The sequence below is a fragment of the Burkholderia sp. Bp8963 genome, from assembly GCF_003854275.1.
Taxonomy (GTDB): domain Bacteria; phylum Pseudomonadota; class Gammaproteobacteria; order Burkholderiales; family Burkholderiaceae; genus Burkholderia.
The window spans coordinates 132421-155319 of record NZ_QTQP01000007.1 but is presented as its reverse complement, the minus strand read 5'-3'; the positions used below and the strand labels follow the sequence as shown (position 1 = coordinate 155319).

General features: G+C 68.6%; 17 protein-coding genes. 9 read left to right on the top strand and 8 right to left on the bottom strand.

Translation table 11 applies throughout. The features are described 5' to 3' along the window. Positions 1 to 73 precede the first annotated feature (73 nt). Positions 74 to 331: a CoA-binding protein gene (locus tag DID96_RS08425; RefSeq protein ID WP_311767729.1), complete on the top strand. Its 258-nt coding sequence runs from the start codon at positions 74 to 76 to the stop codon at positions 329 to 331. A gap of 113 nt (positions 332 to 444) precedes the next feature. Here DID96_RS08425 and DID96_RS08420 read toward each other — a convergent pair whose 3' ends face one another. Then, positions 445 to 1272 carry a transporter substrate-binding domain-containing protein gene (locus tag DID96_RS08420; RefSeq protein ID WP_124598899.1) on the bottom strand — a complete coding sequence of 276 codons (828 nt, stop codon included), beginning with the start codon at positions 1270 to 1272 and terminating at the stop codon, positions 445 to 447. Between the two features lie 161 nt (positions 1273 to 1433). Here DID96_RS08420 and hemE point away from each other — a divergent pair, with 161 nt between their 5' ends. The 4 genes from hemE to DID96_RS08400 all read left to right on the top strand — a co-directional run bounded on the left by hemE (position 1434) and on the right by DID96_RS08400 (position 10761). Next, positions 1434 to 2528, top strand: a complete 1095-nt coding sequence (gene hemE / locus DID96_RS08415) for a uroporphyrinogen decarboxylase (RefSeq protein WP_185732198.1) — start codon at positions 1434 to 1436, stop codon at positions 2526 to 2528. Between the two features lie 472 nt (positions 2529 to 3000). Beyond that, positions 3001 to 5262, top strand: coding sequence for a primosomal protein N' (locus DID96_RS08410; protein WP_124598898.1), 2262 nt, complete (start codon positions 3001 to 3003; stop codon positions 5260 to 5262). 341 nt (positions 5263 to 5603) lie between these two features. Continuing rightward, positions 5604 to 9536, top strand: coding sequence for a trifunctional transcriptional regulator/proline dehydrogenase/L-glutamate gamma-semialdehyde dehydrogenase (putA, locus tag DID96_RS08405; RefSeq protein ID WP_124598897.1), 3933 nt, complete (start codon positions 5604 to 5606; stop codon positions 9534 to 9536). A gap of 85 nt (positions 9537 to 9621) precedes the next feature. Beyond that, complete coding sequence (locus DID96_RS08400) at positions 9622 to 10761, top strand: branched-chain amino acid ABC transporter substrate-binding protein (RefSeq protein WP_124598896.1); 1140 nt, start codon at positions 9622 to 9624, stop codon at positions 10759 to 10761. A gap of 87 nt (positions 10762 to 10848) precedes the next feature. Here DID96_RS08400 and DID96_RS08395 read toward each other — a convergent pair whose 3' ends face one another. Together DID96_RS08395 and DID96_RS08390 are read right to left on the bottom strand one after the other, a co-directional pair. Then, entirely contained in the window at positions 10849 to 12369 is a 1521-nt protein-coding gene (locus DID96_RS08395; protein ID WP_124598895.1) for a class I adenylate-forming enzyme family protein, read from the bottom strand. A 40-nt stretch (positions 12370 to 12409) separates the two neighbouring features. Then, entirely contained in the window at positions 12410 to 14062 is a 1653-nt protein-coding gene (locus tag DID96_RS08390; protein ID WP_124598894.1) for an acyl-CoA dehydrogenase family protein, read from the bottom strand. Positions 14063 to 14496: 434 nt separating this feature from the next. Between DID96_RS08390 and DID96_RS08380 the strand changes: the two genes are divergently transcribed. From DID96_RS08380 to DID96_RS08370, 3 genes are all read left to right on the top strand, one after another. Next, positions 14497 to 15651, top strand: a complete 1155-nt coding sequence (locus DID96_RS08380; RefSeq protein WP_124598893.1) for a pyridoxal phosphate-dependent aminotransferase — start codon at positions 14497 to 14499, stop codon at positions 15649 to 15651. A gap of 103 nt (positions 15652 to 15754) precedes the next feature. Next, a complete protein-coding gene (locus tag DID96_RS08375) occupies positions 15755 to 16537 on the top strand; it encodes an ABC transporter substrate-binding protein (RefSeq protein ID WP_124598892.1) in 783 nt (260 codons plus the stop codon). A 13-nt stretch (positions 16538 to 16550) separates the two neighbouring features. Beyond that, positions 16551 to 17987 carry an FAD-binding oxidoreductase gene (locus DID96_RS08370; protein ID WP_124598891.1) on the top strand — a complete coding sequence of 479 codons (1437 nt, stop codon included), beginning with the start codon at positions 16551 to 16553 and terminating at the stop codon, positions 17985 to 17987. 40 nt (positions 17988 to 18027) lie between these two features. Here the strand turns inward: DID96_RS08370 and DID96_RS08365 are convergent, their stop codons facing one another. The 4 genes from DID96_RS08365 to DID96_RS38810 form a co-directional block, all read right to left on the bottom strand. Further along, the gene (locus tag DID96_RS08365) at positions 18028 to 18594 is read right to left on the bottom strand and encodes a PadR family transcriptional regulator (RefSeq protein ID WP_124598890.1); all 567 of its coding nucleotides are present in this window, start codon (positions 18592 to 18594) and stop codon (positions 18028 to 18030) included. 75 nt (positions 18595 to 18669) lie between these two features. Further along, a complete protein-coding gene (cadR, locus tag DID96_RS08360; RefSeq protein ID WP_124598889.1) occupies positions 18670 to 19101 on the bottom strand; it encodes a Cd(II)/Pb(II)-responsive transcriptional regulator in 432 nt (143 codons plus the stop codon). 51 nt (positions 19102 to 19152) lie between these two features. Further along, a complete protein-coding gene (locus tag DID96_RS38815; protein WP_260463826.1) occupies positions 19153 to 19479 on the bottom strand; it encodes a hypothetical protein in 327 nt (108 codons plus the stop codon). After that, positions 19479 to 19649 carry a hypothetical protein gene (locus DID96_RS38810; RefSeq protein ID WP_260463825.1) on the bottom strand — a complete coding sequence of 57 codons (171 nt, stop codon included), beginning with the start codon at positions 19647 to 19649 and terminating at the stop codon, positions 19479 to 19481. The genes DID96_RS38815 and DID96_RS38810 overlap by 1 nt, the downstream gene beginning before the upstream one ends. 4 nt (positions 19650 to 19653) lie before the next feature. Between DID96_RS38810 and DID96_RS08355 the strand changes: the two genes are divergently transcribed. Beyond that, a complete protein-coding gene (locus tag DID96_RS08355; protein WP_260463824.1) occupies positions 19654 to 21774 on the top strand; it encodes a heavy metal translocating P-type ATPase in 2121 nt (706 codons plus the stop codon). A 221-nt stretch (positions 21775 to 21995) separates the two neighbouring features. Here DID96_RS08355 and DID96_RS08345 read toward each other — a convergent pair whose 3' ends face one another. Continuing rightward, positions 21996 to 22862: a GyrI-like domain-containing protein gene (locus tag DID96_RS08345; RefSeq protein ID WP_124598887.1), complete on the bottom strand. Its 867-nt coding sequence runs from the start codon at positions 22860 to 22862 to the stop codon at positions 21996 to 21998. Positions 22863 to 22899: the final 37 nt, after the last annotated feature.

The following is a 22899-nucleotide window of genomic DNA, read 5'->3' as shown; positions in this document are numbered from 1 at the left end:
TTGCTGTTTTTCGGGATCCTGATCAGGTCATTTTTACCAACATTTCCGCGAGAGTTTTCATCCCGTGCGCGAGATGCGTTTTTCATGCGTGTCAGGCTCGGCTGATTCCACATTTGCACGCAAAAAAATTCACTGCACTGAGGATTCGATGTCAGACGATTCAATCATCAGAAAGATTTTGAAACGTGATCGCATCATCGCGGTAGTCGGCCTTTCGGATAAACCCTACCGTCCGAGCCACGGCGTCGCCGAATACATGCAGCAGGCCGGCTACAGGATCGTGCCGGTCAACCCGGTGCTCGACGGGCAGCGTGTGCTCGGCGTCGACTGAACGGCGTCGCATGCGCGTGGTCGGGTGCGCATGATGCGGCACGCGCAGTGCGTCGCATTGCACCGCACGGCGTCAGGCCCCGGCAGCCCGGTGCACGACGCCCGATGCACGCATCACTTCAGCCACTTGTCCGAGATCGCCTGGAACTCGCCGGTCGACAGCGACAGATGCAGCCACTGGTCGACGTACTGCTGGAACACGACGTCGCCGCGCGGCACCATGTAGGCCTTTTCGCCGAACTGGAACGGCTTGTCCGGATGCACCGAGCACAGGCCCGGATTCAGCTTTTGCTGCAGCAGCGTTTCGGACGCGTCGGTCACCATCACGTCCGCGTTGCCCGCGAGGATCTGCTTGAAGATCGTCACGTTGTCCGGGTAGACGGTCACGTTCGCGTGCGTGAAATGCTGCTTCGCAAAACGCTCGTTGGTGCCGCCCGGATTCACGATCACGCGCGTGTCGGGCCGGTCGATCTGCTCGATGGTCTGGTACTTGTCGGCGTCCGCGCAGCGCGCGATCGGCGTCTTGCCGTCGGTGATGTACGGCTGCGTGAAGAATGCGTGCTTCTGGCGCTCGAGCGTCGTCGATACGCCGCCGACCGCGATGTCGCACTTTCCGACGAAATCGGCGATGAGGGTCGGCCAGCTCGTCTTCACGTAGTCGGCCTTCACGCCGAGCGATTTCGCGAGCGCGTCCGCCATGTCGATGTCGATGCCCTCGAACTTGCCGTCCGCGCGGTAATACGAGTACGGCTTGTAGTCGCCCGTCGTGCAGACGCGCAGCGTGCCGCGCGCGAGCACGTCGTCGAGCCGCGAGCGGGCGCCGCCGTTCGGTGCACGACTGCCCGGTGCGCCGCTGCCCGCATCCGCCGCGTGCGCGGCCGCGGCGCACGTCAGCGCCAGCAGGGCGGCGGTGGCGGCGGCGAACGTTGCGAGCTTCTTCATCGGGTCTCCTCCTTTCTCTGGTTCGATATGAGCGTCCGATCATAGCCGAGCCATCGCGCGCGTCATATGGTCGCCAGCGGCCGCCATCGGTCCCGCGCGCGCTGCACGGCCGCGCCGGTCCGGTAAAATGCGCTTTTGCCTTGCGCATCGTCGAACTCAACGTGGCCCATACCCTGCTCAACGACACCTTCCTGCGTGCGCTCCTGCGCGAGCCGACCGACTACACGCCGATCTGGCTGATGCGCCAGGCGGGCCGCTACCTGCCCGAGTACAACGCGACGCGCGCGCGCGCAGGCAGCTTCCTCGGCCTCGCGAAGAACCCCGATTACGCGACCGAAGTGACGCTGCAGCCGCTCGAGCGCTTCTCGCTCGACGCCGCGATCCTGTTCTCGGACATCCTGACGATTCCCGACGCGATGGGCCTTGGCCTCGACTTCCAGGTCGGCGAAGGGCCGAAGTTCGCGCATCCGGTGCGCACCGAGGCGGACGTCGCGAAGCTCGCGGTGCCGGACATCGGCGCGACGCTCGGCTACGTGACCGACGCGGTGCGCGAGATCCGCCGCGCGCTCACTGATGGCCAGGGCCGCCAGCGCGTGCCGCTGATCGGCTTCTCGGGCAGCCCGTGGACGCTCGCGTGCTATATGGTCGAAGGCGGCGGCTCGGACGATTTCCGCACCGTCAAGTCAATGGCGTATTCGCGTCCCGACCTGATGCACCGGATCCTCGACATCAACGCGCAGGCGGTCGCCGCGTACCTGAACGCGCAGATCGACGCGGGCGCGCAGGCCGTGATGATCTTCGATACGTGGGGCGGCGCGCTGGCGGACGGCGCGTACCAGCGCTTTTCGCTCGACTACATCCGGCGCGTGGTGTCGCAGCTGAAGCGCGAGCACGACGGCGAGCGCGTGCCGGTGATCACGTTCACGAAGGGCGGCGGGCTGTGGCTCGAGGAAATCGCGTCGACGGGCGTCGACGCGGTCGGGCTCGACTGGACGGTCAACATCGGCGCCGCGCGCGAGCGCGTCGCGGGCCGCGTCGCGCTGCAGGGCAACCTCGACCCGACGATCCTGTTTGCGCCGCCGGCCGCGATCCGCGAGCAGGCGCGCGCGGTGCTCGACAGCTACGGCAACCATCCGGGCCACGTGTTCAACCTCGGGCACGGCATCTCGCAGTTCACGCCGCCCGAGCACGTCGCCGAGCTGGTTGACGAGGTGCACAACCACAGCCGCGCGATCCGTAGCGGAGCCGCGCGCTGAGCGCAAGCGCCGTCATGCTGCGGTGCGGCAACGCGGTGTTGCGCGGCCTGCGCGAAACAGGGCGCAACCCCGCCCGGGTTGGCGATCCGCAGCTTGTCAAGACTTGACTTATACACATTTTCCACGTTGCAGCGCGGTAGAGCCCCATGTCGGTCAATTTGCCTCGCTATGAATCGCGAATTTGAATAGCAGCCTTATGGAATAAGGCTTCGCGGGTTCCGATTACGGACCGGGAAAGACAGCGGAACGCACGGCCCAACGTGCTTTCCGCGCAGTCGGCGGCGAGTTCTCAACAAAGTTATCCACAGGCTGGTCAGGGTATACGGCGATTCTTAATGCGAATCCAAAACTTAGCGCCGAATCTGAAGTTTCACTTTAAGTTCGTTGTCGCAATGCGGACGCATATCCATGCGCGCGGGTATGTCCGCGTATATGCCCACTGCGCGGGTCGCATCGCCACCGGAGCACCGTGATGGACGGCACCTACCTGCGGGTGGCGCTCGATCACCCGCTCGCGACCCTGTTCGATTACCGTTGCGACGCGCAGCCGGCGCCCGGGCCCGGCACGCTCGTGCAGGTACCGTTCGGCAAGCGGCATGCGGTCGGCCTCGTTTGCGAAGTGACGGCTCACACCGACGTGCCGCCGTCGCGGCTGCGTGCGGTCGACGCGATCTGCGCCGACCTGCCGCCGCTGTCCGCCGACTGGCTCGCGCTCGTGTCGTTCGCGGCCGACTACTACCAGCGTGGCCGCGGCGAAGTCGCGCTGCCGGCGCTGCCGCAGCCGTTGCGCGACGCGGGGCGCTGGGGGCGGCTGCTCGCGCCCGAAATCCGTTACCGCGTGACCGATGCGGGCCGCGCGGCGTTGCCCGGCGCACTGCCTGAGCGCGCAGCCGCGCTGCGGCGGCTTGCGCAGGCGCTCGCCGACGCCGGATCGCTGAGCCTGCCCGACGCGCGCGCGCTGCATCCGAAGGCCGCGGCGACGCTCGACGGCTGGGCCGCGCAAGGCTGGGTCGACGTCGACGAAATCGGCTGGGCGGATAACCCTGTGCCCAAGTGTGTGGATAACCTGTCGACAAGCGGTGGACGAACCGTGCCGCCGCCGCTCACCGACCAGCAGGCAGAGGCGCTCGACGGGATCCGCGCCGCACAGGGTTTCGCGCCGTTCCTGCTGCACGGCGTGACGGGCAGCGGCAAGACCGAGGTGTATCTGCATGCGCTCGCGGCGCTGCTGGATGCGCGGCCCGACGCGCAGGCGCTCGTGCTCGTCCCCGAAATCAACCTGACGCCGCAGTTCGAGGCTGCGTTTCGTGCGCGCTTTGCCGGCACGCTCGCGGCGGACGCGATCGTCACGCTGCACAGCGGCCTTGCCGAAGGCGAGCGCGCGCGCAACTGGCTGGCCGCGCATACGGGCCGCGCGCGGATCGTGCTCGGCACGCGCCTCGCGGTGCTCGCGTCGCTGCCGACACTCGCGCTGATCGTCGTCGACGAGGAGCACGAGCCCGCATACAAGCAACAGGAAGGCTTGCGCTATTCGGCGCGCGACCTCGCGGTGTGGCGCGCGAAGCAACTCGACATCCCGGTCGTGCTCGGTTCCGCGACGCCGTCGCTCGAAAGCTGGTGGCAGGCCGAGCAGGGGCGCTACACGCGGCTCACGCTGTCGCGCCGCGCGATCGCCGATGCGGTGTTGCCGACCGTGCGGCTGGTCGATCTCGAGGAAGAGCGGCGGCGCGGGCGCGCGTCGCAGGGCGGGCTGTCGGGCCCGCTCGTCGCGGCGCTGAAGGCGCGGCTCGAGCGCGGCGAGCAGAGCCTCGTGTTCCTGAACCGGCGCGGTTACGCGCCGCAGCTCGCATGCGATGCGTGCGGCTGGGTCGCCGGCTGCCCGCGCTGCAGCGCGTACGTCGTGCTGCACAAGCCCGAGCACGCGCTGCGCTGCCATCACTGCGGCTGGGAATCGCGGATTCCGCGCTCGTGTCCCGAATGCGGCAACGTCGATATCGCGCCGCTCGGCCGCGGCACGCAGCGCATCGAGGAGACGCTCGCCGAGGCCGTGCCGGGCGCGCGCGTGCTGCGGATCGACGCCGACAGCACACGCCGCAAGGGCAGCGCGCAGGCGCTGTTCTCGGACGTGCACGCGGGCGAGGTCGACATCCTCGTCGGCACGCAGATGATTGCAAAAGGTCACGATTTCCAGCGCGTGTCGCTCGTCGGCGTGCTCAATGCCGACACCGCGCTGTTCTCGCACGACTTCCGCGCGAGCGAGCGGCTGTTCGCGCAGCTGATGCAGGTGAGCGGCCGCGCGGGGCGAGCCGGGCTGCCGGGCGAGGTGCTCGTGCAGACGCGCTATCCGCGCCACGCGCTGTATCACGCGCTCGCGCGCCAGGATTACGTCGGCTTCGCGAACACGACGCTCGGCGAGCGGCGCGACGCGCATCTGCCCCCGTTCGTCTACCAGGCGCTGCTGCGCGCGGAAGGGCGCACGATCGAAGCGGCGCTCGGGTTCCTGCAGCAGGCCGCGGCCGCGTTGCCGGGGCTGCCCGGCGCGGATCGCGTGACGGTCTACGACGCAGTGCCGATGACGATCGTGAAGGTCGCGAACGTCCATCGCGCGCAACTGCTCGTCGAAAGCGCGTCGCGGGCGGCGCTGCAGCACACGCTGCGCGCCTGGCATGGCGAGCTGCGCGCGCTGAAGGGCGTGCTGCGGTGGAGCGTCGAAGTCGATCCGCTGGATATCTGACGCCATCTGACGCACGGTGGCGCGCGTCGCAACGCACGCATGGCCGCAGCGCGCTTGCGCTGCCGGCGCCGTGTTGCACGGTCAGCGCAACATGCGTTGAACGGGCGCGCGACACGCGCACGGTTGCCCGAACGTGTCCGTACGCCCCGATCAGGGAAAATACCGATCCCCCGACCGCGGGCAACCCCTAGGTTGCAACTCTGTAAGCCACTGATTATATTGGATAATTCTAGGGTGCAACCCATCTCGAAATCTGGTTGCACCTTTTTATTGCGTGCCGTAGGATTTCGCGCATCCTCTCACGTCTATTCGCCGGTCTCCCGCCGGCGCACGAACCCATCATGGCAAGCACCACCCTTGGCGTCAAAGTCGACGATCTGCTCCGCTCGCGCCTGAAAGACGCCGCAGCGCGACTCGAACGGACTCCCCACTGGCTGATCAAGCAGGCGATCTTCGCGTATCTCGAGCGGATCGAGCACGGCCAGCTGCCGCCGGAGCTGTCCGGCCACAGCGGCGTTACCGAGCTCGCCGACGGTCAGGGCGGTGAAGGCGACGACGACAACTCCCCGCATCCGTTCCTCGAGTTCGCGCAGAACGTGCAGCCGCAGTCGGTGCTGCGCGCGGCGATCACCGCCGCGTACCGCCGCCCCGAGCCGGAATGCGTGCCGTTCCTGATCGGCCAGGCGCGGCTGCCCGCGAACCTGTCCACGGACGTGCAGGCGCTCGCGACGCAGCTCGTCGAGGCGCTGCGCGAGAAGAGTTCGGGCGGCGGTGTCGAAGGGCTGATCCACGAGTTCTCGCTGTCGAGCCAGGAAGGTGTCGCGCTGATGTGTCTCGCGGAAGCGCTGCTGCGCATCCCCGACCGCGCGACCCGCGACGCGCTGATCCGCGACAAGATCAGCAAGGGCGACTGGCGCTCGCACGTCGGCCACGCGCCGTCGCTGTTCGTCAACGCGGCGACCTGGGGGCTGATGATCACCGGCAAGCTCGTCACGACCAACAGCGAAGCGGGGCTGTCGTCGGCGCTCACGCGCCTGATCGGCAAGGGCGGCGAGCCGCTGATCCGCAAGGGCGTCGACATGGCGATGCGCCTGATGGGCGAGCAGTTCGTGACCGGCGAGACGATCTCCGAAGCGCTCGCGAACAGCCGCAAGTACGAAGCGCGCGGCTTCCGCTACTCGTACGACATGCTCGGCGAAGCGGCGACGACCGAAGAGGACGCGCTGCGCTACTACGCGTCGTACGAGCAGGCGATCCACGCGATCGGCAAGGCGGCCGGCGGGCGCGGCATCTACGAAGGCCCCGGCATCTCGATCAAGCTGTCGGCGCTGCATGCGCGCTACTCGCGCTCGCAGCAGGAACGCACGATGACCGAGCTGCTGCCGCGTGTGCGCGCGCTCGCGCTGCTCGCGCGCCGCTACGACATCGGCCTGAACATCGACGCCGAGGAAGCCGACCGTCTCGAACTGTCGCTCGACCTGCTCGAGGCGCTGTGCTTCGATCCTGAACTCGCCGGCTGGAACGGCATTGGCTTCGTCGTGCAGGGCTACCAGAAGCGCTGCCCGTTCGTGATCGACTACCTGATCGATCTCGCGCGCCGCAGCCGCCATCGCCTGATGATCCGCCTCGTGAAGGGCGCGTACTGGGATACCGAGATCAAGCGTGCGCAGGTCGACGGCCTCGAAGGCTATCCGGTCTACACGCGCAAGATCTACACGGACGTGTCGTACCTCGCGTGCGCGAAGAAGCTGCTCGCGGCACCCGATGCCGTCTATCCGCAGTTCGCGACGCACAACGCGTATACGCTCGCCGCGATCTATCACCTCGCCGGCCAGAACTACTACCCGGGCCAGTACGAATTCCAGTGCCTGCACGGGATGGGCGAGCCGCTCTATGAAGAGGTGACCGGCCGCGACAAGATGAACCGTCCGTGCCGCGTGTATGCGCCGGTCGGCACGCACGAAACGCTGCTCGCGTACCTCGTGCGCCGCCTGCTGGAAAACGGCGCGAACACGTCGTTCGTGAACCGCATCGCGGACAAGACGGTGTCGGTCAAGGAACTGGTCGCGGATCCGGTCGAGGAAGCGCTGAAGGTTACGCCGCTCGGCGCGCCGCACGCGAAGATCCCGCTGCCGCGCAACCTGTACGGTGACGAGCGCTTCAACTCGATGGGCCTCGACCTGTCGAACGAGCATCGCCTCGCATCGCTGTCGTCCGCGCTGCTCGCGAGCGGACATCACCCGTGGCGCGCCGCGCCGCTGCTCGCCGACAATGCGCTCGCCGATGCGCCGGCCCGCGACGTGCGCAACCCGGCCGACCAGCGCGACCTCGTCGGCACGGTCAGCGAGGCGACGTCCGAGCACGTGAGCGCCGCGCTCGCGCACGCGGTGGCCGCCGCGCCGATCTGGCAGGCGACGCCCGTGGACGCGCGCGCCGACTGCCTCGCGCGTGCCGCCGACCTGCTCGAAGCGCAGATGCACACGCTGATGGGCCTGATCGTGCGCGAAGCCGGCAAGTCGCTGCCGAACGCGATTGCGGAAATCCGCGAGGCGGTCGACTTCCTGCGCTACTACGCCGCGCAGATCCGCGACGAATTCTCGAACGACACGCACCGCCCGCTGGGGCCGGTGGTCTGCATCAGCCCGTGGAACTTCCCGCTCGCGATCTTCATGGGCCAGGTGGCGGCGGCGCTCGCAGCCGGCAACACGGTGCTCGCGAAGCCGGCCGAGCAGACGCCGCTGATCGCGGCGCAAGCGGTGCGCATCCTGCGCGAGGCCGGCGTGCCGGCCGGCGCGGTGCAACTGCTGCCGGGCACCGGCGAGACGGTCGGTGCGGCGCTGGTGGCCGATGCGCGCACCCGCGCGGTGATGTTCACCGGCTCGACCGAAGTCGCGCGCCTGATCAACAAGACGCTGTCGGCGCGCCTCGACCCGGAGGGCAAGCCGATTCCGCTGATCGCCGAGACGGGCGGCCAGAACGCGATGATCGTCGATTCGTCGGCGCTCGCCGAGCAGGTCGTCGCGGACGTGATGCAGTCGTCGTTTGATTCCGCCGGTCAACGATGTTCGGCGCTGCGCGTTCTGTGTTTGCAGGACGATGTCGCCGACCGCACGCTGACGATGCTGAAAGGCGCGATGCAGGAACTCGCGCTCGGCAACCCCGATCGCCTGTCGACGGACGTCGGCCCGGTGATCGACGGTGAAGCGAAGCAGACGATCGACACGCACGTCGCCGCGATGAAGGAGAAGGGCCACGGCGTCACACAGCTGCCGATGCCGGACGCCTGCGCGCACGGCACGTTCGTGCCGCCGACGCTGATCGAGATCGGCAGCATCGACGAGCTGAAGCGCGAGGTGTTCGGGCCGGTGCTGCACGTCGTGCGCTATCGCCGCAGCGCGCTGGACAAGCTGCTCGAGCAGATCCGCGCGACCGGCTATGGCCTGACGCTCGGCATCCACACGCGGATCGACGAGACGATCGCGCACGTGATCGAGCGCGCGCACGTCGGCAACATCTACGTGAACCGCAACGTGATCGGCGCGGTGGTCGGCGTGCAGCCGTTCGGCGGCGAAGGGCTGTCGGGCACGGGCCCGAAGGCGGGTGGCGCGCTGTACCTGCAGCGTCTGCTCGCGACGCGTCCGTCGGGCCTGCCGCGTTCGCTCGCGGACATGCTGGTCGCGGACGACGCTGCCGAAGGCGAGAAGCGCGAGAGCCCGGCCGCGGCGCTGACGACGCTGCGCGACTGGCTGATCGAGCAGCGCGAGCCGGCGCTCGCGGCACGCTGCGACGGCTACCTCGCGCAGGTGCCGGCCGGCGCGACCGCGGTGCTCACGGGCCCGACGGGCGAGCGGAACACGTATACACTCGGCCCGCGCGGCACCGTGCTGTGCGTTGCGGCGACGCCGGGTGGTGCGCGTGCGCAGTTCGCGGCGGTGCTCGCAACCGGCAACCGCGCGCTCTTTGCCGGCGCGGCAGGCGAGGCGCTCGTCGCTGCGCTGCCGGCGGCGCTGAAGGCGCATGCGGGCGTGCGCAAGCAGGCGGATGCGGTGTTCGACGCGGTGCTGTTCGAAGGCGACAGCGACGAGCTGCAGATGCTGGTGAAGGAAGTCGCGCAGCGGCCGGGCCCGATCGTATCGGTGCAGGGCGTGTCGGCGGGCGCGTTCGAGCGCGGCGACGCGGAAGACTACGCGCTCGAGCGTCTGCTCACCGAGCGCTCGGTCAGCGTGAACACCGCGGCGGCGGGCGGCAATGCGAATTTGATGACGATCGGCTGACCATCCTTGCCGTTCGGATCAAGAAAAGGAAGCGGCAAGGCGATCCCGAAGCCGCTCCACTTATACCTGGTACCTAGGAGAAGCTATGCAACACACGATGAAAAAGCTGGCAGGCGCGACGTTCGTTGCGGTCATGTCGCTGGCGGGGACTGCGCATGCGGATGACGTGAAGGTCGGCTACGCAGGGCCGATGACGGGTGCGCAGGCACATTACGGCAAGGATATGCAGAACGGCATCGTGCTCGCGATCGAGGACTTCAACGCGACGAAGCCGGTGATCGGCGGCAAGCCGGTGAAGTTCGTGCTCGACACGCAGGACGACCAGGCCGACCCGCGCACGGGCACGACGGTTGCACAGAAGCTCGTCGACGACGGTATCAAGGGCATGCTCGGCCACTTCAACTCGGGCACGACGATTCCGGCATCGCGCATCTACGCGAACGCGGGCATTCCGCAGATCGCGATGGCGACCGCGCCGGAATACACGCAGCAGGGCTACAAGACGACCTTCCGCATGATGACGTCCGACACGCAGCAGGGCTCGGTGGCGGGCTCGTTCGTCGCGAAGGATCTCGGCCTGAAGAAGATCGCGATCGTCGACGACCGCACCGCTTACGGCCAGGGTCTCGCCGACCAGTTCGAGAAGGCCGCGAAGGCAGCCGGTGCGACGATCGTCGATCGTGAATTCACGAACGACAAGGCGGTCGACTTCAAGGCGATCCTGACGAAGCTGAAGGCGGCGAAGCCGGACCTCGTCTACTACGGCGGCGCCGATTCGCAGGCGGCGCCGATGGTCAAGCAGATGAAGGCGCTGGGCTTCACGGCACCGCTGATGGGCGGCGAAATGGTGAAGACGCCGACGTTCCTGAGCATCGCGGGTGGCGCGGCTGACGGCACGATCGCTTCGCTCGCGGGCCTGCCGCTCGACGAGATGCCTGGCGGCAAGTCGTACGCCGACAAGTACAAGAAGCGCTTCGGCGAGGACGTGCAGACCTACTCGCCGTATTCGTACGACGGCGCGATGGCGCTGTTCAACGCGATGAAGAAGGCGAACTCGACGGATCCGGCGAAGTACCTGCCGCTGCTCGCGAAGACCGACATGGCCGGCGTCACGTCGACGCACGTCGCGTATGACGCGAAGGGCGACCTGAAGAACGGCGGCATCACGATGTACAAGGTCGAGAAGGGCGAGTGGAAGCCGCTGAAGAGCATCGGCGGCAAGTAAGCATTACGTCGGCGGGCGGCTGCCCGTGCGGCACATCGAAAGCCACCGGACCGGAAGGTCCGGTGGCTTTTTTATTTCGGCTCGCGCTCAGCCGTCGCGCCTGCGCAGCAGGAATTTCTGCAGCTTGCCGGTCGGCGTGCGCGGCAACGCGTCGGCGAACACGAATTCGCGTGGCACCTTGTACGCCGCGAGCCGTTCCGCGCAGAACGCGCGCAGCGTGTCGGCATCGAGCGCCGCGCCGTCGCGCACGACGACGTGCGCGACGACCGTCTCGCCCCAGTCCGGGTGCGGTGTGCCGACGACGGCCGCTTCGACCACGCCCGGATACGCGGTCAGCACGTCTTCCACTTCCTTCGAATAGACGTTCTCGCCGCCCGTCACGATCATGTCCTTGATCCGGTCGACGAGGAACAGATAGCCATCCTGATCGATGCGTGCGACGTCACCGGAGCGATACCACCCGTCCGGCGCGAACGCGGCACGGGTCGCGTCCGGATCGTCGAGATAGCCGAGCATCATGCTGTCGGCCTTGAGCCAGACTTCGCCAGTGTCCTTGCCGGCCTCGCCCGGCTGCGCGTCGCCGCCATCCGCGCGCACGACGCGCAGGTCGACGCCGGGCGCGCCGCAGCGGCCGATCGAGCCCGCTTTCGTCACCTGCTCGTCCGGATACAGCGCCGTGCCGGCCGGGCCCGTCTCGGTCATGCCGTACACCTGATAGAACGCGTCGCTGCGGTACGCGCGCGCGAGCCGCTCGGCCTGTGCCGCGCCAATCGGGCCGCCGCCGTAGATCCACGCGCGCACGCCCGTCAGGTCGAACGCGGCGAAGCCTTCGATCGTATCGAGCGGCAACGTGTACGACACCGGCGCGCCGAAATACAGCGTCACGCGCTCGCGCTCGACCGCCTGCAGGAATCGCAGCGGATGATATTCGCGCAGCAGCACGACGGTGCCGCCGACATACAGCGTGCCGCCGAACCAGTTGTTGAGCGGCGACGAATGCCAGATCGGCATCGCCATCAGCGTGCGCTCGTCGTGCGTGATCGACAGCGCGAGCGCGGCCTGCATGGCCGCGAGCGTCACCGTGCGATGGCTGTGCACGCAGCCTTTCGGGCGGCCGGTGGTGCCGGACGTGTAGAGGATCTGCGCGACGTCGCCGTCGGCGGGAAGGATGCCGGCGACGCCGTCGATCGTCTCGCGCATCGTGTCGAAGCACGGCAACCCGGCGACCGTCCCTTCGGTGGACAGGCGTCGCGCGGCGGACGCGACGCGGTCGAGCACCGGCGCGAGCGCCGCGTCGAACAGGATCACCTTGCTGCGGCTGTGCGTGAGCACGTAGTCGACTTCGGGCGCCTGCAGCTTGTGGTTGACCGGCACGAACGCCGCGCCGAGCCGCCACGCGCCGAGCAGCACGTCGACGAACGCCGGCGTGTTGAAGCACATCGCGGCGACGCGGTCGCCGGCCGCGACACCGAGCGCGCTCAGCACCGCCGCCGCGCGGTGCGAGCGGTCGCGCGCCTGGCCGTAGGTGATCGTCGCGCCGTCAAAGCGCAGGAACGGTTTGTCGGGCGTCGCACGGGCGGCGCGGTCGAGGGCGGCGACGAGGTTCATGCAGGACTCCGTGGGATGTCGCGTTGTACGAGCGCCTCAGTCACGCGGGATATGCGCGTTGCAGCAGCGCGGCGACGTCGATGCGGCGTGGATCGAAGCCGCCCGCGATGCGGCCCCACGCGGGCTCGGCCATGCGCGTCGCGATGAACGCGTCGGCGACGGCCGCGGGCGCGTCGCGCCGCAGCAGGCATGCTTGTGCGACGAGCACGAGCCGCTGCGCGAACAGGCGGCCGGCCGCTTCGAGCGTGTCGGGCGGCGCGGCGAGCATCGCACGCAGCGTGTCGAGCGCGTCGCGCAGTCGCGGCTCGCCCGCCGCCAGATCGTGCAGTTCGCCGAGCAGCGCGGCGGCCGCGTCCGGCTCGCGCGACACCGCGCGCAGCACATCGAGGCACATCACGTTGCCCGAGCCTTCCCAGATCGAGTTGACGGGCGCCTCGCGGAACAGCCGCGCGATCGGCCCGTTGTCGACGTAGCCGTTGCCGCCGAACACTTCCATCACTTCGCCGGTCAGCTCGACCGCGCGCTTGCAGACCCAGAATTTCGCGGCGGGCGTGACGATGCGCTTCCACGCGCGCTCGATCGGCGTGTCGCCATCCTCGAACGCGGCGGCGAGCCGCATCGCGAGCACGAGCGCCGCCTCGCTTTCGAGCGCGAGATCGGCAAGCACGGTGCGCATCAGCGGCTGTTCGGCGAGCGCGCGCCCGAACGCGTGGCGCTGCCGCGTGTACGCGATCGCCTGCACGACGCCCTGGCGCAGCATCGCCGCGCTGCCGAGCACGCAGTTCAGGCGCGTATAGGTCGCCATCTCGATGATGGTCGGAATCCCGCGGCCTTCGTCGCCGAGCATGATGCCCCACGCATCGTTCAGCTCGATCTCACTGCTCGAGTTGCTGCGGTTGCCGACCTTGTCCTTCAGGCGCTGGATCTCGACCGCGTTCTTGGTGCCGTCGGGCCGCCAGCGCGGCACGTAGAAGCACGACGGGCCGCCGCTGTCGGTACGCGCGACGACGAGGTGCGCGTCGCACATCGGCGCGGAGAAGAACCATTTGTGACCGCGCAGCAGGTATTCGCCGCCGCGCCCGCCTGCGCCGGCCGGCGTCGCGATCGTCGTGATCGCGCGCACGTCGGAGCCGCCCTGTTTCTCGGTCATGCCCATCCCGAACCAGATCGAGTGTTTTTGCACGACCGGCACGTCGCGCGGGTCGTATGCGTCGCTGTAGAGCTTGTCGCGCAGCAGGTCCCACAGCGCGGGCTCCTTCTGCAGCACGGGGATCGCGGCCTGCGTCATCGTCGCCGGGCACAGCGTGCCGGCCTCGATCTGGCCGTGCAGGTAGAAGCCGGCCGCGGTCGCGGCCCAGCGGCCGGGGCGCGTGTCGCGGAACGCGAGCGACACGAAGCCTGCGTCGCGGTACATGCCGAGCAGCGCGTGCCACGCCGGGTGGAAGTCGACGCGGTCGATCCGCCGGCCGCGCCGGTCGAATGCGTTCAGTTCCGGCGGGTGGCGGTTCGCGTCGTCGGCGAGCTGCGCGGTGTCGGCGCTGCCGACGCGCGCGCCGTACGCATCGAGCTGCGGCACGGCCCAGTCGGCGCCGGCGCGTGCGAGCGCGTCGCGCAGCGCGGCATCGGTCGCGAAGAGGTTATAGTCGACCAGTTCGTCGAACTGGTTCGCGACTGCGTGCGTCGGTCCGGCCATCGATGTGTCTCCGTTGTCGACCGGACGGCGCGCTTGTGCGCGTGCTCCGGTTCAGTGCGATGCAAGGCTGTTCGCGCTTCCGCGCTCGGTCCGGTTTCATCCGGAACGCGTGTCTTCCTGATTTTCAGAGTAGCAAATATGCCGCCGCGTACCGGCGGCATTACGACGGGTACGTCGAACTGTGGCGCGACGCGCTGGCGCAGGCGGCCTCACCGCCGTCCCGGTCACGTCCCTCTGCAACGCGAAATGCGTTGCTTGCATGACGGGCATCGCCAATCCTCGCAAAAATCCGTTTGGTGCGGAGCCAGCCATGATCTGAATGCATGGCTGCCATGACTATCTTTCGATTGCCGCGCGATATTGGCTGCGGCTAAATCGGTTGAACGAGCCGGGCGCACCTGCCGCGTCCGCCAGCGTTACAACCAGGAGGAGTCATGCGAAGCGCCACCGCGCCCCGTTCGAAGCTGCCGGACGTCGGGACCACGATCTTCACCATAATCGGCCAGCTCGCCGCGCAGCACGATGCGCTGAACCTGTCGCAGGGCGCGCCGAATTTCGCACCGGATCCGCTGCTCGTCGAAGGCGTCGCGCGCGCGATGCGCGACGGACACAACCAGTACGCGCCGATGGCCGGCGTCGCGCAACTGCGCGACCGGCTCGCCGAGAAGACCGAGGCGCTTTACGGCGCGCGCTACGATCCGGCGACCGAGATCACCGTGATCGCGAGCGCGAGCGAGGGCCTCTATGCGGCGATCAGCGCGCTCGTGCATCCGGGCGACGAAGTGATCTACTTCGAGCCGTCGTTCGACAGCTATGCGCCGATCGTGCGGATGCAGGGCGCGACGCCCGTCGCGATCAAGCTGTCGCCCGGGCATTTCCGCGTCGACTGGGACGAGGTCGCCGCGGCGATCACGCCGCGCACGCGGATGATCATCGTCAACACGCCGCATAACCCGACCGCGACGGTGTTCTCCGCCGACGATCTCGCGCGCCTCGCGCAGCTCACGCGCGGCACCGACATCGTGATCCTGTCCGACGAGGTCTACGAGCACGTCGTGTTCGACGGCGCGCTGCACCAGAGCATGGCGCGCAGCCGCGAACTCGCCGAGCGCAGCGTGATCGTGTCGTCGTTCGGCAAGTCGTTCCATGTGACCGGCTGGCGCGTCGGCTACTGTCTCGCGCCGGCGGAGCTGATGGACGAGATCCGCAAGGTGCACCAGTTCATGGTGTTTTCGGCCGACACGCCGATGCAGATCGCATTCGCCGAGATCCTCGCACAACCGGACAGCTACCTCGGCCTGTCGGCCTTCTACCAGGCCAAGCGCGACCTGCTCGTGCGCGAGCTCGCCGATTCGCGCTTCGAGTTGCTGCCGAGCGAAGGCTCGTTCTTCATGCTCGCGCGGTTCCGGCATTTTTCCGACGAGCGCGACAGCGATTTCGTGCTGCGGCTGATCCGCGACGCGCGCGTCGCGACGATTCCGCTGTCGGCGTTCTACACCGACGGCACCGATGCTGGCGTCATCCGGCTCAGCTTCTCGAAGGACGATGCGACGCTGATCGAAGGCGCGCGCCGCTTGCGCACGCTTTGACCGCGACGCCGGCGGCCGCCGGCGCGCGAACCCCCACGATTCACATTTTGCATGGGACCGGAGCACGCGCAAACGCGCCGATGCCGGCCGAAAGGAGATCACGATGAAACACCTGAAACTCTGGCTCGCGCTGGCGTGCGCATTCGGTTCCGGCGCGGCGCTCGCCGACGCACAGCAGACACTGCGCTTCGGCCTCGAGGCCCAATATCCGCCATTCGAATCGAAGGCGCCGAACGGCGACCTGCAGGGCTTCGACATCGACGTCGGCAACGCGGTCTGCCAGACCGCGAAGCTGTCGTGCAAATGGGTCGAGACGTCGTTCGACGGGCTGATCCCCGCGCTGCAGGGCCGCAAGTTCGACGCGATCAACTCGGCGATGAACGCGACCGAGCAGCGACGCCAGGCGATCGATTTCACGACCATCATCTATCGGGTGCCGACGCAGCTGATCGCGCGCAACGGCAGCGGCCTGCTGCCGACGCCGGAATCGCTGAAGGGCAAGCGGGTCGGCGTGCTGCAGGCGTCGATCCAGGAAACCTATGCGAAGGCGCACTGGGAGCCGGCCGGCGTCGCGGTCGTCGCGTACCAGGACCAGAACCAGGCGTATTCGGATCTCGTGTCGGGACGCCTCGACGCGACGCTGGTGCTCGCGCCGTCCGGCCAGCGCGGCTTCCTGTCGCGCCCGGACGGCAAGGATTTCGCGTTCGTCGGCCAGCCCGTGCGCGACGACCGGATCCTCGGCAACGGCATCGCGTTCGGCCTGCGCAAGGGCGATGACGCGCTGAAGGCGAAGCTGAATGCGGCAATCGACAAGCTGAAGGCCGACGGCACGGTCAAGACGCTGGGCCGGAAGTACTTCGGCGATATCGACATTTCGACCAAGTAAGGATGACGAAGCGATGCCCAGCAGCGATCAGCCGGCCGGGGCCGGCAGCGGTGCGGCGCAGCATGGCGACGCGATCGTCGTCGCGCTAGTCGCCGCGCTCGCCGCGGAACTCGGCGCAGGATGCGTGACGCCGTCGGCCGGGATCGAGCCGCGCTTCTTCACCGCGTACAACGAGGCGCCCGGCGTGCGGCCGCGCGCGCTGCTGCGTCCGCGCAGCGTCGACGACGTGTCGCGCGCGCTCGCGCTGTGCACGCGGCTCGGGCAGCCGGTCGTGCCGCAGGGCGGGCTGACGGGGCTGGCGCGCGGCGCGGTGGCGCTCGGCGGCGAAGTGGTGCTGTCGATGGAGCGGTTCGCGGGCGTCGAGTCGCTCGACGCCGCGGCGGGCACGATCACGGTGCGCGCCGGCACGCTGCTGCAGACCGTGCAGGAGGCGGCTGAAGCGGCGGGCTTCACGTTCGGCGTCGACCTCGGCGCGCGCGGGTCGTGCCAGATCGGCGGCGCGCTCGCGACCAACGCGGGCGGCACGCGCGCGATCCGCTACGGAATGATGCGCGAGCAGGTGCTCGGGCTCGAGGCGGTGCTCGCGGACGGCACCGTCGTGTCGTCGATGAACCGGATGCTGAAGAACAACGCCGGCTACGACCTGAAGCAGCTGTTCATCGGCAGCGAAGGCACGCTCGGCGTCATCACGCGCGCGGTGTTGCGGCTGCATCCGCGGCTGGCCGCGCCCGCGACCGCGCTATGCCGGGTGGCCGGCTACGATGCGGTCGTCGGGCTGTGGAACCGCGTGCGCGCGCTGCCTGAGGCGGTCAGTTTCGAGGCGATGTGGCCGGCGTTCTACCGGTACGTTGCCGGGCACACGCCCGGGGTCGTCGCGCCATTTGCGGCCGACGACGGTTTCGCGGTGCTGATCGAATGCGCGACGAGCGCGCCGGGCGGCGATGCGCGGCACGCGCTCGAGGCCTGCCTCGCCGACTGCTTCGATGCGGGGCTCGTCGACGACGCAGCGCTCGCGACGTCGGAGCGGCAGGCGCGCGACATGTGGACGCTGCGCGAAGGCCTCGCGATCGACGCGCTGCCGAATCTCGTCAACTTCGATGTGAGCCTGCCGACCGGCGAGCTCGGCACATTCGCCGAGCGCTGCGAGGCGGCGCTGCGTGCGCGCTGGCCGGCGGCCGTGTGCCTGTTCTTCGGGCACGTCGGCGACGGCAACGTGCATATCGGCGTGTCGCTCGCGGAGCACGACGCCGCGACCGGCGACGAACTGGATCGGACTGTCTATGCCGTCGTGCAGGCGATGGGCGGCTCGATTTCCGCCGAACACGGGATTGGCGTGCTGAAGCGTCCGTATCTCGGCTGTACGCGCAGCGATGCGGAAATCGGCCTGATGCGCGGGCTGAAGGATGCACTCGATCCGCGTCACATCCTGAATCCCGGCAAGGTGCTTTGACGCGCGGCGCGAGGCCGGCCTGCCGCCGGCCCGGGGGCGATCAGCCGTCGACCCAGCTCAGCGCGCCGATCTTCAGATGCTCGACCACGCTGCGGACCCAGCCGAGCTCGGCGTCGAGCAGCACGAGCGCATGCTCGTTCTGCAGCAGGAACAGGCGCGACACCTGATTGGCCTGCGCGGTGTTGCGCAGCGTTTCGAGACGCACGCGTTCGGCCTCGAGCGCGGCGATGCGGCGCTCGAGCTGATGGCGGGCGTCTTCGGCATCGAGCAGCGGCAGGAACGCGAGCCCGGCGTCGAACGCCGGGAATTCACGGGCAGGCTCGGCGAGCAGCGCGTGCAGCCATGCGCCCCCGGCGGCGCGCCCCGCATCCGTGAGCGTGTAAAGGGTGCGCTCCGGAAACGCGCCGTCGCGCTCGGTGTCGTGCACCGCGATCAGGCCGTCGCGCAGCAGCCGGTCGATCGTCTGATACAGGCTCGTGCGCTGCCGGACGTTGACGACTTCGTCGTGGCCGCGCGACTTCAGTTGCTGCAGCATCCCGTACGGATGCATCGGGGCTTCGGTGAGCGTCGCGAGGACCGCGAGCGCCAATGGCGATGGACGGCTCATGGGGAACAAATAGTCAAAACATATCTAGTTAATTAATCACTAGTTTATGTGTGACTATCATATTCGACAAGGCTTTCAGCCGAGGTGTGAACGTTTCGCAGACGGCGCGACCGTCTCCATCGTCGCGAGACCATGCACGATCCCGCAGTCCTCGACCGAGTGCTCGCCCACACATTGGCGGCGCAATTCGGTCAGCTGGTCGCGCAGATGCGTCAGTTCGGCCAGCCGCGCGTCGACGTGCCCGATGTGTTCGTCGAGCAGCGCATTGATCGAATCGCAGCGGTCGCCGTGCGTATCGGTGAGGCTCAGCAGCGCACGGATTTCGTCGTGCGCCATGTCGAGCGCGCGGCAGTTGCGGATGAAGCGCAAGCGCTCGACGTGCGCTTCCGTGTAGTTCCGGTAGTTCGCGTCGGTGCGCTCCGCATCAGGCATCAGACCCTCCTTCTCGTAGAAGCGGATCGTCTCGGGCGTGCAGCGTGCCGTTTTGGCCAGTTCGCCGATCTTCATACCTTTCTCCCGATCAAGGGTTGACCCTGTAGTGGCTTCAGGGTGTTAACTCTACACCGTCAAGCTATTGAGGAGGTTGTGATGACCGACGCCCAGCGTACCCACGACGAACGACACCGCACAGCCGGCGCGTGCTGCGCCGACGCGCACGATGCGCTCGCGGTGGGTGTCGCCGCCGCGGTGCCGGATGCCGGCAGGACTGCACGCGGCGGGGAAGCCGCCGCGCAGGCGACGAAATCGCATGCATGCGGCGATGGCCACGATCATGCCCATGAGCATGACCGTGAAGACGGGTACGCGCACGGCGACGGTGCTACGCATGGCCATGATCATGGTCACGAACAGGGTCAAGCGTGCAGCCATGGCGGTGTGCATCATCACGCCCACGCCCACGCCCACGCCCACGCCCACGCCCACGCCCACGCCCACGCCCACGCCCACGCCCACGACGGCGGCGACTGCTGCGCGCCCGCTGCGCTGACGCTCGCGCCGCTGCCCGCATCGCAGGCCACCGCGTCGGGGAACATGCGCTCGGCGTTCCGGATCATGCAGATGGACTGCCCGACCGAGGAGACGCTGATCCGCAAGAAGCTCGGCGGCATGCGCGAGGTCGCGTCGCTCGAATTCAACCTGATGCAGCGGATGCTGACTGTCGAGCACGCGCCGGGCGCGCAGGCGGCGATCGCCGGCGCGATCCGTGCGCTCGGCATGACGCCCGAGGCCGCGTCGGCCGATGCGCCGCCGTCGCCCGCGCGTGCCGAGCCGGCGAAGCCGTGGTGGCCGCTCGCGCTGGCCGGCGGCGCCGCGATCGCATCGGAGGCCGCGAGCTGGGCCGGCCTGCCGACCTGGCTGTCGGCCGTGCTCGCGCTCGCAGCGGTGCTCGCGTGCGGGATCACCACCTACAAGAAGGGCTGGATCGCGCTGCGCAACGGCAACCTGAACATCAACGCGCTGATGAGCATCGCGGTGACGGGCGCGATGGCGATCGGCCAGTGGCCGGAAGCCGCGATGGTGATGGTGCTGTTCACGATCGCCGAACTGATCGAGGCAAAGTCGCTCGACCGCGCGCGCAACGCGATCCAGGGGCTGATGCGGCTCGCGCCCGACACGGCGACCGTGCAACAGCCCGACGGCGAATGGCGCACGATCGAAGCCGGCCGGGTCGTGCTCGGCGCGATCGTGCGCGTGAAACCGGGCGAACGGATCGGCCTCGACGGCGAAGTCGTCGCGGGCCGCTCGACCGTGAACCAGGCGCCGATCACCGGCGAGAGCCTGCCCGTCGAGAAGACGGCCGGCGGCCCCGTGTTCGCCGGCACGATCAACGAATCGGGCTCGTTCGAATACCGGGTGACCGCGATCGCGGCCAACACGACGCTTGCGCGCATCATCCACGCGGTCGAGGAGGCGCAGGGCGCGAAGGCGCCGACCCAGCGTTTCGTCGACCAGTTCGCGCGCGTCTACACGCCGATCGTATTCGCGATCGCGCTGCTGGTCGCGGCGGTGCCGCCGATCGTGACGGGCGGCGCGTGGCACGAATGGATCTACCGTGCGCTCGTGCTGCTGGTGATCGCATGCCCGTGCGCGCTCGTGATCTCGACGCCGGTGACGATCGTGTCGGGGCTGGCTGCGGCCGCGCGGCGCGGGATTCTCGTGAAGGGCGGCGTATATCTGGAAGAAGGGCGCAAGCTCGCATGGCTCGCGCTCGACAAGACCGGCACGATCACGCACGGCAAGCCGGTGCAGACCGATTTCGTACTGCGGGCGGCCGATGCCGACGCCGCGCACGTTCGGCACCTCGCCGCGAGCCTCGCCGCGCGTTCGGATCACCCGGTGTCGCAAGCGATCGCGGCCGCGGCGCGGGCCGACGCTGTCGCGCCGCTCGCCAACGTGCAGGACTTCGAAGCATTGCTCGGGCGCGGCGTGCGCGGCACGGTCGACGGCGCGGGCTACTGGCTCGGCAACCACCGGCTCGTCGAGGAACTGGGACGCTGCTCGCCGGAACTCGAAGCACAGCTCGACGCGCTCGAGCGGCAGGGCAAGAGCGTCGTGATGCTGATCGACGACGTGCGCGTGCTCGGCGTGTTCGCCGTCGCCGACACGATCAAGGACACGAGCCGCGCGGCGATCGCCGAACTGCATGCGCTCGGCATTCGCACCGCGATGCTGACGGGCGACAACCCGCACACCGCGCACGCGATCGCGCAGCAGGCCGGCATCGACGACGCGCGCGGCAACCAGCTGCCCGAGGACAAGCTCGCGGCAGTCGAGGAACTGGCCGCCGGCGCGGCGGGGGCGACGCGGTCCGCAGTCGGGATGGTCGGCGACGGGATCAACGACGCACCGGCGCTCGCGCGCGCCGACATCGGCTTCGCAATGGGCGCGATGGGCACCGACACCGCGATCGAAACCGCCGACGTCGCGCTGATGGACGACGACCTTCGCAAGATTCCCGCGTTCGTGCGGCTGTCGCGCGCGACGCACCGCGTGCTGGTGCAGAACATCGGCTTCGCGCTCGGCGTGAAGCTGGTGTTCGTCGCGCTCACGGTCGCGGGGCTTGGCACGATGTGGATGGCGGTGTTCGCCGACGCGGGCGCGAGCCTGATCGTGGTCGGCAACGGGTTGCGCCTGCTGTCCCGGAGCGGGGCTTTCGACACGGCGCGCGCACGGCGCTGAGGAGCGGACGATGGGTTTCCTGAAATGGATCACGGGCGGCCACGGGCAGCGTGGCCATGGTGGCGGGTCCGGCGGACGAAGTCTCCGTGGGCGACGAGCGGCGCGCGACGTCGCGCGACGTCGCGATTGGCCGGCAATGCGCGCGGCGTCGTTGACTCGAATTCTCCGTTCAGGCGGCCGGCGCAAGCTCGCCATCGGCACGTGACCGGGCCCGGAACGCATCAGCGCAGCGGCAGGTGGATTTCCGTGCGCAGGTCGGCCGGCGCCGCATCCATCGGCGTGTTCAGGTACAGCTCGAACGGCGGCGCATCGGCCGCTTCGCGGCCCGAGTGGCGCAGCCACTCGCCGTACAACCACTGGTAAGCCGTCTTCAGGTCCGCATAGGGCCCGGTGTGCAGCAGCACCGCATAGTCGCCGCCCGGCACGGTCACGCGCTCGACGGGCGCACTCGGCTCGACGTCCGGCGCGCCATCGGCCGGCACGAAGCACGCTTTCGCGCGCAGTTGCGCTTCGGGCGTGGTGTCCGGGTCGTCGTAGAAAATCCCGATCATCTTCGTGCCGGGCCCGAACAGGCCGTGTTGCGCAACCCAGCCGCCGATCCGCGCGAACGCGTTGCTGACCAACATATACGACCCCGTATGGCCGACCGCATAGCCTTGCAGCGTCGGCAGGCGGCGGATCGACACTTCATGCTTGAACATGTCTTCTTCTCCTCTCAGTAACGGATAGATGGGGCGATGGACGCCGGCGCGCCGGTATTGCGCGGGCGGCACGCCGTACGCATCGCGAAATGCGCGCGCGAACGCGTGCGTCGAGCCGTAGCCCGCTCGCCGCGCGACCTGCTCGATCGGCAGCGCGGTGCAGGCGAGATCCTCGGAGGCGCGCGTGATCCGCATCCGCCGCACCGTCGCCAGGATCGACTCGCCGTACAGCGCGCGATAGACGCGATGCCAGTGGTACGGCGACAGGCACGCGATCTCGGCGAGGCGGTTCAGATCGAGCGCCTCGTCGAGGTGCGTGCGGATGTAGTCGTGCACGCGCGCAAGACGCGTCGAATAGCGGACCCAGCAAGGCGATTCTGTTTTCATCGGCACACTCGGAACAGGACCGACGTCAAGGTAGCAC